12 protein-coding genes are annotated in these 14,016 nt (G+C 70.5%); 7 read left to right on the top strand and 5 right to left on the bottom strand.

Annotation, left to right across the window (positions count from 1 at the left end; translation table 11 throughout):
- Nucleotides 1–28: 28 nt before the first annotated feature.
- From nuoL to ACFY2Q_RS01430, 4 genes are all read left to right on the top strand, one after another.
- Nucleotides 29–1,918 carry an NADH-quinone oxidoreductase subunit L gene (gene nuoL, locus ACFY2Q_RS01445; protein WP_387127544.1) on the top strand — a complete coding sequence of 630 codons (1,890 nt, stop codon included), beginning with the start codon at nucleotides 29–31 and terminating at the stop codon, nucleotides 1,916–1,918.
- Nucleotides 1,919–1,982: 64 nt separating this feature from the next.
- Nucleotides 1,983–3,515, top strand: a complete 1,533-nt coding sequence (locus ACFY2Q_RS01440; RefSeq protein WP_387126450.1) for an NADH-quinone oxidoreductase subunit M — start codon at nucleotides 1,983–1,985, stop codon at nucleotides 3,513–3,515.
- Nucleotides 3,512–5,065, top strand: a complete 1,554-nt coding sequence (nuoN, locus tag ACFY2Q_RS01435; protein WP_387126448.1) for an NADH-quinone oxidoreductase subunit NuoN — start codon at nucleotides 3,512–3,514, stop codon at nucleotides 5,063–5,065. Before ACFY2Q_RS01440 ends, nuoN begins: the two co-directional genes overlap by 4 nt.
- A 90-nt stretch (nucleotides 5,066–5,155) precedes the next feature.
- Nucleotides 5,156–6,241 (top strand): polyprenyl synthetase family protein, encoded by a 1,086-nt coding sequence (locus tag ACFY2Q_RS01430; protein WP_387126446.1) that lies wholly within the window; start codon nucleotides 5,156–5,158, stop codon nucleotides 6,239–6,241.
- 37 nt (nucleotides 6,242–6,278) lie between these two features.
- Here ACFY2Q_RS01430 and ACFY2Q_RS01425 read toward each other — a convergent pair whose 3' ends face one another.
- Nucleotides 6,279–7,472 (bottom strand): MFS transporter, encoded by a 1,194-nt coding sequence (locus ACFY2Q_RS01425; RefSeq protein ID WP_387126444.1) that lies wholly within the window; start codon nucleotides 7,470–7,472, stop codon nucleotides 6,279–6,281.
- Nucleotides 7,473–7,625: 153 nt separating this feature from the next.
- On the opposite strand from ACFY2Q_RS01425, the gene ACFY2Q_RS01420 reads away from it, so the two are divergent.
- On the top strand, nucleotides 7,626–8,408 hold the full coding sequence (locus ACFY2Q_RS01420; protein WP_387126442.1) for an IclR family transcriptional regulator: 783 nt from the start codon (nucleotides 7,626–7,628) through the stop codon (nucleotides 8,406–8,408).
- Between the two features lie 80 nt (nucleotides 8,409–8,488).
- On the opposite strand, the gene ACFY2Q_RS01415 is transcribed toward ACFY2Q_RS01420, so the two are convergent.
- Nucleotides 8,489–10,603 carry a PhoX family protein gene (locus tag ACFY2Q_RS01415; RefSeq protein WP_387126440.1) on the bottom strand — a complete coding sequence of 705 codons (2,115 nt, stop codon included), beginning with the start codon at nucleotides 10,601–10,603 and terminating at the stop codon, nucleotides 8,489–8,491.
- A gap of 258 nt (nucleotides 10,604–10,861) precedes the next feature.
- Between ACFY2Q_RS01415 and ACFY2Q_RS01410 the strand changes: the two genes are divergently transcribed.
- Nucleotides 10,862–11,356, top strand: a complete 495-nt coding sequence (locus ACFY2Q_RS01410) for a sigma-70 family RNA polymerase sigma factor (protein WP_053652241.1) — start codon at nucleotides 10,862–10,864, stop codon at nucleotides 11,354–11,356.
- On the top strand, nucleotides 11,353–12,063 hold the full coding sequence (locus tag ACFY2Q_RS01405; RefSeq protein WP_387126438.1) for an anti-sigma factor family protein: 711 nt from the start codon (nucleotides 11,353–11,355) through the stop codon (nucleotides 12,061–12,063). The genes ACFY2Q_RS01410 and ACFY2Q_RS01405 overlap by 4 nt, the downstream gene beginning before the upstream one ends.
- A 9-nt stretch (nucleotides 12,064–12,072) precedes the next feature.
- Here ACFY2Q_RS01405 and rarD read toward each other — a convergent pair whose 3' ends face one another.
- The 3 genes from rarD to ACFY2Q_RS01390 all read right to left on the bottom strand — a co-directional run bounded on the left by rarD (nucleotide 12,073) and on the right by ACFY2Q_RS01390 (nucleotide 14,011).
- A complete protein-coding gene (gene rarD, locus ACFY2Q_RS01400; RefSeq protein WP_387126436.1) occupies nucleotides 12,073–12,999 on the bottom strand; it encodes an EamA family transporter RarD in 927 nt (308 codons plus the stop codon).
- Nucleotides 12,996–13,493 carry a GNAT family N-acetyltransferase gene (locus tag ACFY2Q_RS01395; RefSeq protein ID WP_387126434.1) on the bottom strand — a complete coding sequence of 166 codons (498 nt, stop codon included), beginning with the start codon at nucleotides 13,491–13,493 and terminating at the stop codon, nucleotides 12,996–12,998. The genes rarD and ACFY2Q_RS01395 overlap by 4 nt, the downstream gene beginning before the upstream one ends.
- Nucleotides 13,494–13,624: 131 nt before the next feature.
- On the bottom strand, nucleotides 13,625–14,011 hold the full coding sequence (locus tag ACFY2Q_RS01390; protein WP_387126432.1) for a phage holin family protein: 387 nt from the start codon (nucleotides 14,009–14,011) through the stop codon (nucleotides 13,625–13,627).
- Nucleotides 14,012–14,016 lie beyond the last annotated feature (5 nt).

The following is a 14,016-nucleotide window of genomic DNA, read 5'->3' as shown; positions in this document are numbered from 1 at the left end:
GGACGTCGCCTACGGCTCGGCAGGCGGCATGCTCGGCGGCGTCTGGCTGCTGGTGGCGATCCCGCTGGTAAGCGCCGCCGTCCTGCTGCTGCTCGGGCGGCGGGCCGACCGCTGGGGGCACTGGTTGGGCGTCGCCGCCATCGGCGCCGCGTTCGTGCTCGGCCTGACCTTCTTCTTCCAGTTGCGTGGCCTGGAGAACAAGTCGGTCGAGCTGAGCCTCTGGGACTTCATCGCGGTCGGTGACCTGCGAGTCGACTTCGGCCTGCTGTTCGACCCGCTGGCCGCGGTCTTCGTCCTGCTGATCACCGGCGTGGGCTTCCTGATCCACCTGTACGCCGTGGAGTACATGGCGCACGACTCGGGTCGCCGCCGGTTCTTCGCGTACTTCAACCTGTTCGTCGCGGCCATGCTGCTGCTGGTGCTCGGCAACAACTACGTGATGTTGTACTTCGGCTGGGAGGGCGTCGGTCTGGCGTCGTACCTGCTGATCTCCTTCTGGTACGGGCGGCCGAGCGCGGCCACCGCCGGCAAGAAGGCGTTCCTGATGAACAGGGTCGGCGACGCCGGCCTGGCCATCGGCATCTTCATCATGTTCGCCACGCTGGGTACCACCCAGTACGACGAGGTGTTCAACGGTGTCGGCGCGCTGACGAGCACCACAGTGCTGGTGCTCGGCCTGCTGCTGCTGCTCGGCGCGGCCGGCAAGTCCGGCCAGTTCCCGCTCCAGGCGTGGCTGCCGGACGCGATGGAGGGCCCCACCCCGGTGTCGGCCCTCATCCACGCCGCCACGATGGTCACCGCTGGCGTCTACCTGATCGCCCGGTCCAACCCGATCTTCTCCGCCAACTCGACGCTCCAGCTCGTGGTGGTGAGCGTCGGCGCGCTCACCCTGCTGATGGGCTGCATCATCGGCGCGGCGAAGGACGACATCAAGCGGGTGCTCGCCTGGTCGACGGTGAGCCAGATCGGCTACATGTTCCTCGGCGTCGGCCTGGGTGGTGGCGCGTACGCGCTGGCCATCGTGCACCTGCTGGCGCACGGCTTCTTCAAGGCCAACATGTTCCTGGGCGCCGGCTCGGTCATGCACGGGATGAAGGACCAGGTGGACATCCGTCGCTTCGGCGGGCTGTCGAAGCACATGAAGATCACCTGGTTGACGTTCATGATGGGCTGGCTCGCCATCATCGGCATGTTCCCGTTCTCCGGCTTCTTCTCCAAGGAGCCGATCATCGTGGCCGCCTTCGAGCGGGAGGACTGGACCGCCTGGCTCTTCGGCGGGGCCGCGCTGCTCGGTGCCGGGCTTACCGCGTTCTACATGACCCGGCTGTTCGTGCTCACCTTCCACGGTCCGAAGCGGTGGACGGAGGACATCGAGCACCCGCACGAGTCGCCGAAGCTGATGACCATCCCGCTGATCCTGCTGGCGATCGGTTCGGTCGGCGCCGGGTTCCTGCTCGCCACCTCGGTGCCCGACTGGCTGACGGCGACCGCCGGGCTGGGCGGCGAGCACGCGGAGCACGAGGCTGTCCTCTCGCACGCCGCGATCACCACCCTGTCGCTGCTTGTCACCGTGCTCGGTGCCGGGCTTGCCTGGGTCCTGTTCCGGGCCGGTACGGCCACCGCGCCGCAGCCGGCCGGTGTGCTTGTCACCGCCGCCCGGCGCAACCTCTACACCGACACGGTGAACGAGGCGGTCTTCGAGAAGCCGGGCATCTTCCTCACCCGGGCGCTTGTCTTCCTCGACAACAGGGGTGTCGACGGGCTGGTCAACGGTCTCGCCGCCGCTGTCGGCGGTGGGTCGGCCCGCCTCCGGCGGATGCAGACCGGCTTCGTCCGCTCGTACGCCACCTCGATTCTTGCCGGTGCGCTGCTGGTGATGGCGGCGTTCCTGGCAGTGCAGGCGGGGTGGTTCGCGTGATCGACCTCTTTCCGGCCGCCCCCGCCGGCGGACTACGCATCCACGACGGAGGTAAGGCCGCATAATGTCCAACTTCCCGTTCCTCTCGGTGCTCACCGTGGCGCCGCTGGTGGGCGCCCTGGTGGTGGCCTTCCTGCCGCGCCGCCGGCCGGAGCTGGCCAAGCAGGTGGCCTTCGCCTGGTCGCTGCTGGTGCTTGTGCTCTCGGTGGTGATGTGGGTCAGCTTCAACGCCGGCGGTGACCGGTTCCAGTTCCGCGAGTCGTACTCGTGGATCCCGAACTGGGGCGTCAGCTTCACCTTCGCCGCGGACGGCATCGCCCTGGTGATGCTGATGCTGATCGCGGTGCTGGTGCCGCTGGTGATCCTCGCGTCCTGGCACGACGCGGAGTCCTCCAAGCGGTCCATCCCGGTCTACTTCGCTCTGCTGCTGATCCTCGAAAGCACGATGATCGGCGTCTTCGCCGCCGCCGACGTCTTCCTGTTCTACGTGTTCTTCGAGGTCATGCTGGTGCCGATGTACTTCCTGATCGGCAGCTACGGCGGCCACCAGCGGCAGTACGCGGCGGTGAAGTTCTTCCTCTACTCGCTTGTCGGCGGTCTGTTCATGCTGGCCGCGGTGATCGGGCTCTGGGTGGTCGGCGGGAAGACCTTCGACTGGCAGGCGCTGTCGCAGGTCGACATCAGCACCGGCACCGAGCGGTGGCTGTTCCTCGGGTTCTTCCTCGCGTTCGCCATCAAGGCCCCGTTCTTCCCGTTCCACACCTGGCTGCCGGACGCCGGTGGTGCGGCCCCGGCGGGCGCCGCGGCGCTGCTTGTCGGCGTCCTGGACAAGGTGGGCACGTTCGGCATCCTGCGGTACTGCCTGCCGCTGTTCCCCGAGGCGTCGAAGTGGTTCGCGCCGTGGGCGCTGGCGCTTGGTGTGATCGGCATCGTCTACGCCGCGCTGCTGGCCGTCGGTCAGAACGACCTCAAGCGGCTGGTGTCGTACACCTCGATCGCGCACTTCGGCTTCATCGGGGTCGGCATCTTCGCCTTCACCACCCAGGCCGGCACCGGTGCGGTGCTCTACATGCTCAACCACGGGTTGGCCACCGGCCTGCTCTTCCTGGTGGTGGGCATGCTGATCTCCCGGCGTGGCTCGTCGCTGATCAGCGACTTCGGCGGCGCGGGCAAGCTCGTCCCGGTGCTCGCCGGTGTGCTGTTCTTCGCCGGTCTCGCCTCGCTCGCGCTGCCCGGCACCGCGCCGTTCATCTCCGAGTTCCTGGTGCTGATCGGCACGTTCACTGTGAACAAGCCGGTCGCGGTCATCGCCACGCTCGGCATCATCCTCGCCGCCGCGTACGTGCTGTGGATGGTGCAGCGCACCACGCAGGGCACGCTCAACCCGGCGCTTACCAAGATCGACGGGATGCGTCGGGATCTCAACCTGCGCGAGAAGGTGGTGGTCGCCCCGCTGATCGCACTGATCGTGCTGCTCGGCTTCTATCCCAAGCCGGTTACTGACGTGATCAACCCCGCCGTCCAGGCAACCATGGACGACATCGGCAGGACCGACCCCGCCCCGTCGGTGGGCACCGTCCAGGAGGCGGCAAAGTGACCGAGTTGAAACTGCCGTCGCTCGACTACGCGGCGCTCGCCCCGATTCTGATCATGCTGGGCGCCGCGTTGCTCGGCGTGCTGGTGGAAGCCTTCGTGCCCCGGCGACTGCGGCACGTGGTGCAGTTGACCCTGGCGCTGCTGGCCGTCCTCGCCGCCCTGACCATGGTCGTCCTCAACGCCGACGACCGGCTCATCACGGCCGGTCAGGCCATCGCGGTGGACGGGCCGGCGCTCTTCCTCCAGGGCGCGATCCTGGTGCTCGCCGCGATGGCGCTGCTGCTGATCGGCGACCGTTCGGTGGAGCGCGGCGGTGCCTTCGTGGCGCAGGCCGCGGTGACCGCCGAGTCGGCCGACGACCGGCGGCAGGCCGCGGGGCGTAACGGGCTCACCGAGGTGTACCCGCTCGTCACGTTCGCGATCGGCGGCATGCTGATCTTCGTGGCGGCGAACGACCTGCTGACCATGTTCATCGCGCTTGAGGTCTTCTCCCTGCCGCTGTACCTGCTCTGCGCGCTGGCCCGTCGCCGGCGTCTGCTGAGCCAGGAGGCGGCGATGAAGTACTTCCTGCTCGGCGCGTACGCCTCGGCGTTCTTCCTGTTCGGGGTCGCCCTGATCTACGGCTTCACCTCCGGGACTCCGGGGCGGGGCGCAGGCGTCGACTTCGCCACAATCAACGCGGCGGTGGCCGAGTCGCCGGCCAGCCCGGTGCTGCTCTTCGCCGGCATGGCGCTGCTCTCCATCGGTCTGCTCTTCAAGGCCGCCGCGGCTCCGTTCCACGTGTGGACGCCGGACGTCTACCAGGGCGCTCCGACGCCTGTCACGGGCTTCATGGCCGCCTGCACCAAGGTCGCCGCGTTCGGCGCGCTGCTGCGGGTCTTCCACGTGGCGTTCGCCGGTGCCGGCTGGGACTTCACGCCTGTGCTCGGCGCGGTGGCGGTGCTGACGATGCTCGTGGGCGCGGTGCTCGCGGTCACCCAGACCGACATCAAGCGGCTGCTCGCGTACTCCTCGATCGCCAACGCCGGTTACCTGCTTGTCGGTGTGCTGGCGCCGAGCCGCGACGGGCTGTCCGGCACGATGTTCTACCTGGTCGCGTACGGCTTCTCGGTGCTTGCCGCGTTCGCTGTGGTGACACTGGTCCGCGACGCCGACGGGGAGGCCACCCACCTGTCCCGCTGGGCGGGGCTGGGCCGCCGTTCCCCGTTCTACGCGGGACTGTTCACGTTCATCCTGCTGGCCTTCGCCGGTATTCCGCTGACAAGTGGCTTCACGAGCAAGTTCGCGGTCTTCGGGCCGGCGCTTGACGGTGGTCACGCCTGGCTGGTGATCGCGGGTGTGCTGACAAGCATGGTGCTGGCGTTCCCGTACCTGCGGGTCGTGGTGATGATGTGGCTCTCCGAGCCGGGCGAGTCCACCCCGACGGTCACCGTCCCTGGCGGGCTCACCTCCGCCGCGCTGATGATCGGCGTGGTGGCCACCCTGGCGCTGGGTATCGCCCCTGCGCCGCTGCTGGACCTGGCAAACGGGGCCGCCGAATTCGTGCGCTGAGACGAACCTCGGCCACCGGGGCCGGCACGCTGCACAGCGTGCCGGCCCCTGGTCGTATCCCCGACCCGGAGCAGGTCGAACGCGTGTGGCATGGTTGATAGCGTGGTGATTCCGGCTGGCCAGCGATCAGGTGCCACCGGTTCCGGCGGTCGCCGGGGTCGGGTGAGCACGAGTCAGTTCGGCGCGCTCGGCCTCCATCTCGCCGATGCTCGCGTCGAGGCGTCCGTGCTGGGCCTGCTGGACACGGTCGAGGTCGAGTTGCGGGCAAGTGTCGCCAGCGCCGACCCGTTCGTGACCGAGGCCGCCCGGCATCTCGTCGAGGCCGGCGGTAAGCGTTTTCGGCCGCTGCTGGTGGCGTTGGGCGCCCAGTTCGGTGACCCGGCCGGCGCGCAGGTGGTCCCGGCGGCAGTGGTGATGGAGCTCACCCACCTGGCCACTCTGTACCACGACGACGTGATGGACGAGGCTGCCGTGCGCAGGGGCGCGCCGAGCGCCAACTCGCGCTGGACCAACTCCGTCGCCATCCTGGTCGGCGACTATCTCTTCGCCCGCGCTGCGGACATCGCGGCCGACCTGGGCCCCGAGGCCGTCCGGTTGCAGGCGCAGACGTTCGCGCGGCTGGTGCAAGGCCAGATCGCGGAGACCGTGGGCCCGCGCCCCGGTGACGACCCCGTGGCGCACTACCTGAACGTGATCGCCGACAAGACCGGTTCCCTGATCGCGACGTCGGCCCGCTTCGGCGGCATGTTCGGCGGCGCCTCCAGCGAGCACATCGAGGCGTTGGCCGGGTACGGCGAGACGATCGGCGTCGCCTTCCAACTCTCCGACGATCTGCTGGACATCGCCTCGGAGTCGGTGCAATCGGGCAAGACGCCTGGCACGGACCTCCGTGAGGGAGTCCCGACGCTGCCGGTGCTCTACGCCTGCGCGGCGGACGACTCCGACGCGTCCTCGGTGCGACTGCGGGAGATCCTGGCCACCGGCCCGCTTACCGATGACGCGTTGCACGCCGAGGCCCTGGGGTTGCTGCGGGAGAGCCCGGCGCTCAAGCGCGCCCGGGAGACCGTGCGCAGCTACGCCGAGGACGCCCGCGCACGCCTGGCCCCGCTTCCCGACACCCCGTCGCGTGAGGCCCTGGAGTCGCTCTGCGACTACATCGCCGACCGCACCAGCTGATCCAGCACCCCGAGACGCACGTGGCTGGGCACCGCCCTCAGGCGGGCTGGGCCGGGCGGGTCAGGAGACGGCTGCCGGTGAGCATGAGGCCGGCGGCGAGCAGCATGGACACCGCCGCTGTGGTCCACATCGTCGGATAGCCGAGGTGGGCGGCGAGCGGGCCGAGGGTCAACGGGCCGAGGCAGCCGCCCGCGTACACCCCGGTCTGGGTGATCGACGTGGCGGCGGCCGGTGCCTGCGGGTGCAGCCGGACCACAGCGAAGTTCATGAGGCCGGGCCAGGCCCACCCCAGGCCGAAGCCGAGCACCACACCCACCACAAGCGGCACGGTGCCGGCCAGCGCGAGCAGTCCGAGCCCGGCGGCCCCGACCACAAGCATCCCGGCGATGAGCGCGACGTGGCCGCTCGCGCGGCGGTCGGCCAGCCAGCCGGCGCCCACCCGAGCCGCCACGCAGACCGCGCTGCCCAGGGTCAGGGTCAGGCCCGCGAGGCCCGGTGAGAGGCCCCGAGCGGCGGAGGAGTCCACCAGGAATGTGCCCAGCCCGTTGGCCGCCGCCGCCGCCAACGTCGCCGCCGCGCCGATCACCACGAGCGCCGCCGTGGCCCGGCCGGCGCGTGCGGCTGCGGCCCGCCGGGCCCGGCCCGGCACCTGCCGGGGTACGGCGGGCAGCGTCGTCAGAGCCGCGACGGCGGCGGCCACGAACGCCCAGCGCCAGCCGGCGGTGAGCGCGATGGTGGGCACCGCCGCACCCGCCAGCAGGGTGGAGACCGGAATGGCCGCCTGCTTGACGCCGAACGACAACCCCTGCCGGCCCGGCGGCACGTGTTCGGCGAGCGCGGCGTTGCTCGCCAGTTGGCCGAGGGCGTTCGCGGCGGCGCTGAGCGCCAGCAGCCCGAGCAGCACCGGGTACGACCGGGCGAGCGCCGCTATGGCCAGCATCGACCCCGCCGACAGCAGGATGCCGCAGCGGGCCACCAGGGCCGGGCCGTGCCGCTCGACGAGGCGGCCGGAGGGGACCGACGCCAGCGCGCTGACCCCGAAGTAGACGGCCACTGCCAGGCCCAGGCCAGCCGGGGAGAAGCCGAGGTCCGCGCCCATCTGGACGGCGAGGCCGCCGAGCAGGAAGACGGGAAGCACGCAGGCCACGGTGGTGACCACGGCACCGGCGCTGGCCCGGATCGGGCGGGTCCGGGCGCGGTCCGGAGCGGAGGTGAGAGCGGTGTCGGTCATCGTCGGCAAACCTACGCGAGTCATACTCAGGCCACGCTTCGTGACCGACGGTTCACGAGCAGTGGATGGTGATCTGGCATCCTCGATCCGAACAGGCATTTCGCACCCGCCCTGTTTTTCATATGGTGTAAGTCCCCGGCGGCGGAGGTGGTTGTGCGCGACCCCTTGGCAGAACCTTCGGACCTGATCCGCAGTGTGTCCCGAGCACTGCGGGTCCTGGAGTCGGTCGGTCGCGCCCCGAAGGGCCTGACCGTCAAGCAGATCGCCCGGCGGTGCGAGCTGACCGTGGCCACCACCTACCACCTGGTCCGCACGCTTGCCTACGAGGGCTACGTGATCCGTCGGGAGGACGGCACGTACATCGTGGGGTTGGAGGTCGCCGACCGTTACCGGGAGTTGGTGACCGCGTTCCGGGGCCCACCAGTGGTGGGTGAGACGTTGCGCCGGGCAGCCGTGGACACCGGCTACAGCCACTACCTGGGCCGGTTCGTGGGCGGCCAGGTGGCCCTCACGGCCCTGGCCGAGGGGCACCGGTCGCCCTACCTGGAGGATCTGGTCCCCGGGTTCGACGAGGGGGCGCACGCGACAGCCCTGGGCAAGGCCCTGCTCGCCACCCTGACCACCGAGCAGCGGTTCCGCTACCTGCGCGAGTACGGCATGCGTCCGTTCACCACCGCCACGCTCACCACCACCGAGACGTTCGAGGCGGACCTGGCCGCCGGTGACAGGCGCGGGATGCAGTTGGAGTTGGGGCAGTTCCGGCAGGGCGTGGCCTGCGCGGCGGTGCTTGTCGCGCCGGACAAGGACATGGAACGTCGGGTCGTGCTCGCCTGCGCGCTCCCGGCGAGCGAGATGATGACCTCCGCCCGGGTCGTCCGGGCCAAGCTGCTCACTGTCGCCCGCGCCGTCGCCGACGGCATCGCCGCCGACCACTGACCCACCGACGCCGAAGGGCCCCCTCCCAGGCGGGGAGAGGGCCCTTCGGGGCGGTCCAGCGCCAGACCGCCGGAGCAACGTCAGCTGCCCACCGGGCCGCCGTCGAGACGCCAGGTGACCACCACGCCCGGCTTGGCGTAGTCGCCGTCCGGCCAGTTCGAGGCAGGGTTCTCGACCGAGGCGCCGGTGATCTCACCCGGGTGCTGCACCGCGACGAAGAGCGAACGGTTGTCGCCGGTGATGAACGGGCCGCAGGTCTCGGCACCCAGCGGCACGGTCAGGAACTGCTTGAGGTGACCCCGCTCCGGGCCCTCGACGGCGGTGGCGAAGAGCCCGTCGTTGCTGCCCAGCGCGTTGCCGTCGGTGGAGATCCACAGGTTGCCGGTGGCGTCGAAGGCGACGTTGTCCGGGCAGGAGATCGGGGAGACCTTCGTCTTGTCGTACCCGGCGAAGAAGGTCGACGGGTCGGTCGGGTCGCCGCAGACGATCGGCAACGACCAGGCGAACGTCTCGGCGGTGTTGTCGCCGCGCTCCTCGACCAACTCCAGGATCTGCCCGTGCTTGTTGGCGTTGCGCGGGTTGGCCTCGTCCGCCTTCGGGTTGCCGCCGACGCCCCGGTTGGTGTTGTTGGTGAGCGCCACGTACACCTTGCCGGTGAGCAGGCTGGGCTCGACGTCCTCCGGACGGTCCATCTTTGTCGCGCCCACCGTGTCACCGGCCAGCCGGGTGAAGGTGAGCACCTCCGCGGCGGTCATCCCGTCGACGAACGAGCGGTTGCCGCTCACCAGCTTGATCCAGCGGCCCCGGCCGTTGAACGCGCCGTCGGTGGGGAGCGTGCCCGAGCCGTCGATCTCGGCGGCGCTGCTCTGGTCCAGCTTCGCGACGTAGAGGGTGCCGGACTCGAGCAGGGTCAGGTTGTGCTTGCGGGCAGCCCAGGAGTTGCCCTTCAGGAACTTCTTGTCCGAGACGAACTTGTAGAGGTAGTCGAACCGCTCGTCGTCGCCCATGTACGCGACCACGCGCCCGTCCCTGGCGATGATCACGTTCGCGCCCTCGTGCTTGAACCGGCCAAGCGCGGTGTGCTTGCGCGGGCGGCTCTCCGGGTCGAACGGGTCGATCTCGACGATCCAGCCGAACCGGTGCGCCTCGTTCGGGTGCCGGGCCAGGTCGAAGCGCTCGTCGGCGCGCTCCCACTTGCGGCTGCCGCTGGGGTAGCGGGACGCGGTGCCGATGCCGTAGCGGTCCAGCTTCGGCTTCAGCTCCGCCGGGGCGGCCTCAGCGCCGACGAAGTACTGGTTGAAGTTCTCCTCGCCGGAGAGCACGGTTCCCCACGGGGTCACGCCACCGGCACAGTTGTTGAGCGTGCCCACGACCGTACGACCCTTGGGGTCGGCGGCGGTCTTCAGCCAGGCCGAGCCGGCCGCCGGGCCGGTCAGGTCGAACTTGGTGCCGAGCGCAGTGATCCGCCTGTTGTACGGCCGGCGGCCGTTGGCGACCGGCTTCCACTGCCCGGTGCCGGCGACCCGCTCCACCTCCACCACTGACATGCCGTGGGCGGCCATGGCGGTGCGCAGTTGCTCGACCGAGAGCCCGTCCAGGCCACCGAAGCCGGGGAACATCAGGTCCTCGTTCGTGTACTCGTGGTTGACCACGAGCAGCGCCCGGTTGCCGCGCTTGTCGAGCGGCAGCACACCGACGAAGTCGTTGTTGTAGCCGAACTGCTTCGACTGCGCCGCCGCGGTCTGACGGTGCACGTTGAACTCGGGCGCGCCCGGCACCACCGGGTCACCCCACTTGATCACCACGGCGTGGTCGTAACCGTTCGGCACCACAAGGGTGTCCAACTTGTTCGGCGGGATCGGCTTGAAGGTGAGCGCACCGCTGCCGACACCGGCGCTGGGGCGACCGAAGCCGAAGCCCTCCGGCACGTCGGGGGTCGCGGGGGCGGCCAGAGCGGGTGTCGCACCGGCGACCGCGCCGCCGAAACCGAGGACCAGGGCGCCGACCGCGCCGGCCCGGACCACGCCGCGCCGGGAAACCTCCGCGTTCACCACATCACCGAAGTACGCGTTGTCGGACGTGTTCGCCACGGGGTGCTCGCAGGCGTTGCCGCAGCGGTAGAGACAGGTCATGGCATCACGGCTGCCGTGGCGCGTGGCGCCCAACAGGGGGAGCAGCCGGGGACGGTCGCTCATGGGGGAAGCCTCCTGGGAAGGTCGGTGACACACCGGATCAGTCGTCGGGGGGCGTACCTGCCGGACGCTAGGAGGGCGCGGTGAGCTGTCGTCGGCAGCCGCGTGAACCAGACGTGAACACCTCTGCGGCACGAGCTGTCACGCAACCGTCTGACCTCGGGCTGAACCGATCGGCGTGACGGCACGTATTCCCGAGCGGACGCACCGCCGGACCCGCGCCGGAATGAGGAGACCGCCATCAGCGACCACGACGCCCAACTGCTCCGGGCGCTGCACGACGAGCACGCGGAGGCGCTCTACGCGCACGCCCTGCGGCTCGTCAACGGCGACCGGCAGCGGGCCGAGGACCTGGTGCAGGAGACGCTGCTGCGGGCCTGGCGGCACCCCGAGTCCCTCGATCCACGACGCGGCTCCGTACGCGCCTGGCTGTTCACGACCGCCCGCAACCTGGCCATCGACGCCTGGCGGCGCCGGTCCACCCGGGTCGGCGAGGTCTTCACCGACGAGCTGCCCGAGCCGCCGGACGCCGTCGACGAGGCCGAACGCGCGGTGGAGGCGTGGACTGTCGCCGAGGCGTTGAACCGGCTCACCCCGACCCACCGGGAAGTGCTCGTCGAGTGCTTCTACCAGGGACGGTCGGTGGCCGAGGCGGCGTCCCGGTTGGGGGTGCCACCGGGCACCGTGAAGTCGCGCACCCACTACGCGCTGCGCTCACTACGGTTGGTCCTGGCCGAGATGGGGGTGACGGGATGACGCAGTGCGAGTTCGCGCACGACGATGGCGCGTACGTGCTGGGCGCCCTCGCCCCCGCCGAGCGGGTCGCGTACGAGCGGCACCTCGGTGGTTGCGGGTCCTGCCGGGACGCGGTCGCCGAGATCGCCGTCCTGCCGGGGCTGCTCGGCCGGCTCGACCCGGCGGGGTTGGAGCAGTTCCTGCCGCCGCCGGCACCGCCCCGGGTGCCCGCGTTGCTGGAGGAGGCCCGCGTCCGGCGCCGCCACGAGCGGGCCGCGACACGTCGGCGGTACGCGCTGACCGGGCTCGCCGCCGCCGCGCTGGCCCTGGTGGTAGGCGTCGGCACAGCCGCCGTGCTGCCCCGTCCGGCCGCGCCACCTGGTGCACAGGCCACCCGTCCCGGCCCGCAGGTGTCGATGGTCGCCATGCGGCCGGTGGCCTCCACCGGGCCGGTGCACGCCGAGATCGGGCTGATCCGCAGCAGGTGGGGCACCGAGGTGACAATGCACTGCGGGTACGACGCGCGGACCAGCTACGGCAAGGCGTACCCGTTCCGGCTTGTGGCGCGCGGCCCCAACGGCGCCAGCGAGCAGATCGGCTCCTGGCTCGCCGCTCCGGGTGACGACCTCCAGTTCACAGGCATGACCCGCTTCACGGACGCCGAACTGGTGAGCGTCGAACTCCAGCGCGCCGACGGGACGCCTCTGCTCACCTACGCGGTCCCCTGACCTCGCCGGTCAGGTCGTGAGGACGGGCACCTCGACGGCGGCGGCGCGGGTGCGGGCCCGGTTGTGGCGGGCGTGTCGGACGGCGTCGGCGGTGAAGACGGCGAGTGCGAGCCAGACGAGCGCGAACCCGGCGAGGCGTGCCGGTGGCATCGGCTCGTGGAAGATCAGCACACCGCAGCCGAGCTGGAGGATCGGCGCCACATACTGGATCATGCCGAGGCCGGTCAACGGCAACCGGTTGGCCGCACCGGCGAAGAGCAGCAGTGGGATCGCGGTGGCCGCGCCGGCCAGCACCAGCAGCGCGGTGTGCCCGGCCGAGACGTGCCCGAAGGTCAGCTCGGCGCGCCGGGTCAGCCAGGCCAGGTAGCCGAGCGCGGGCAGCGCCAGCACCGCCGACTCGACGAAGAGCCCCTCGGCGGCGGGCAGCCCGAGCCGCTTCTTGACCAGGCCATAGCCGGCGAAGCTGAAGGCCAGGGTCAGGGCCAGCCAGGGTAGGTGGCCATAGTCCACGGTGAGCACGACGACGGCCGACCCACTGATGCCCAACGCCACCCACTGCAGCGGGCGCAGCCGCTCCCGCAGCACAGTGACGCCGAGCAGCACCACCACGAGCGGGTTGATGAAGTAGCCGAGCGCCGTCTCCACCACCCGCCCGGAGTTGACCCCGTAGATGTAGGTGCCCCAGTTGACCGCGATCAGCGCGGCGGCGACGACGATCCCGGCCATCGCCCACGGCCGGCGCAGCAGCGCACGCAGGAAGCCGACGTTGCGCAGCGCGCCCAGCAGCAGCGCCACGAAGACCACCGACCAGACGATCCGGTGGGCGAGGATCTCCAGCGGGCCGGCGGGCCGCAGCAGCTTGAGGTAGAGCGGGAAGAAACCCCAGATGAGGTACGCGCCGAAGCCGTAGAGGTATCCCAGGCGGAGAGGCGTCACGCCTCCACCGTAAGGGGTGAAGCGTCGCCTTGTTCCTTTCCCGTGACCTGGGTCACCGGCGGACGCCTGTCGAGCTGCATCCACCGCTCGGGAGCGTCCAGCGGCGTGAAGCCCACCCGCGCGTACACCTCGTGCGCGTCTTTGGTGGACAGCAGGATCCGGCGTACGCCCAGCTCGGCCAGGTGGTCGCGGACCGCGCCGGCCAGCCAACCGCCCAGCCCGATACCCCGGGCGTCGCGGTCGACGTACACGTCGCAGAGCCAGGCGAAGGTGGCGCCGTCGGTGACCACCCGGGCCACCGCCACCTGGCGGCCGTCCTCGGGCCGGTAGACGCCGAACGGCACCGACCCGGCGAACGCCCGCTCGACAGTCTCCCGATCCCGGCCCAGCGCCCAGTAGGCGTCGGTGGACAGCCAGTGGTGGACCAGGTCAAGGTCGAGCCGGGCGGGGTCGGTGCTGATCAGGTGGCCGTCGCTGCGGGTCAGAGAGAACACGTCGGCGACGCTAACCGACCCGGCCGGCTCCCGCGCCGACCAATTCCCGGAGTCTGGTCAGCGAACCGCCCGGCTCCGTCGGGGAGCCGGGCGGCACGGGTCGGTGGTGGTCGGTGGTGGTCGGTCGTCGGTCAGTCCCGGTCGAGGACGGCGCCGAGGATCCAGGTCACGATGCTCACGAACAGGGCGCCGAGTACGGCCGCCGGCCAGAAGCCGTCCACCGAGAACGGCAACCCGGCCTGGTCGGCGATCCAGCTGGTGAGCAGGAACAGCAGCCCGTTCACCACAAGCGCGATGAGGCCCAGAGTGAGCAGATAGAAGCCGCAGCCGACGGTCTTGATGATCGGCTGGAGCACCGCGTTGACCACACCGAAGATCGCCGCCACCAGAAGCAGCGTGGTGACCGTCTCGGTGGTGGAGCTCGAATCCAGGTCGATGCCCGGAATGAGCAATGTGGCCAACCAGAAGGCCAGCGCCGTCGTGGCCAGCCGAATCAACAACCCTTTCAGAAAACCCATGGCGG

Source organism: Micromonospora sp. NPDC000316, from assembly GCF_042898885.1.
In the GTDB taxonomy this organism is placed as follows: Bacteria; Actinomycetota; Actinomycetes; order Mycobacteriales; family Micromonosporaceae; genus Micromonospora.
The sequence above is the reverse complement of the archived record's forward strand: the minus strand, read 5'-3'. Positions and strand labels throughout refer to the sequence as shown.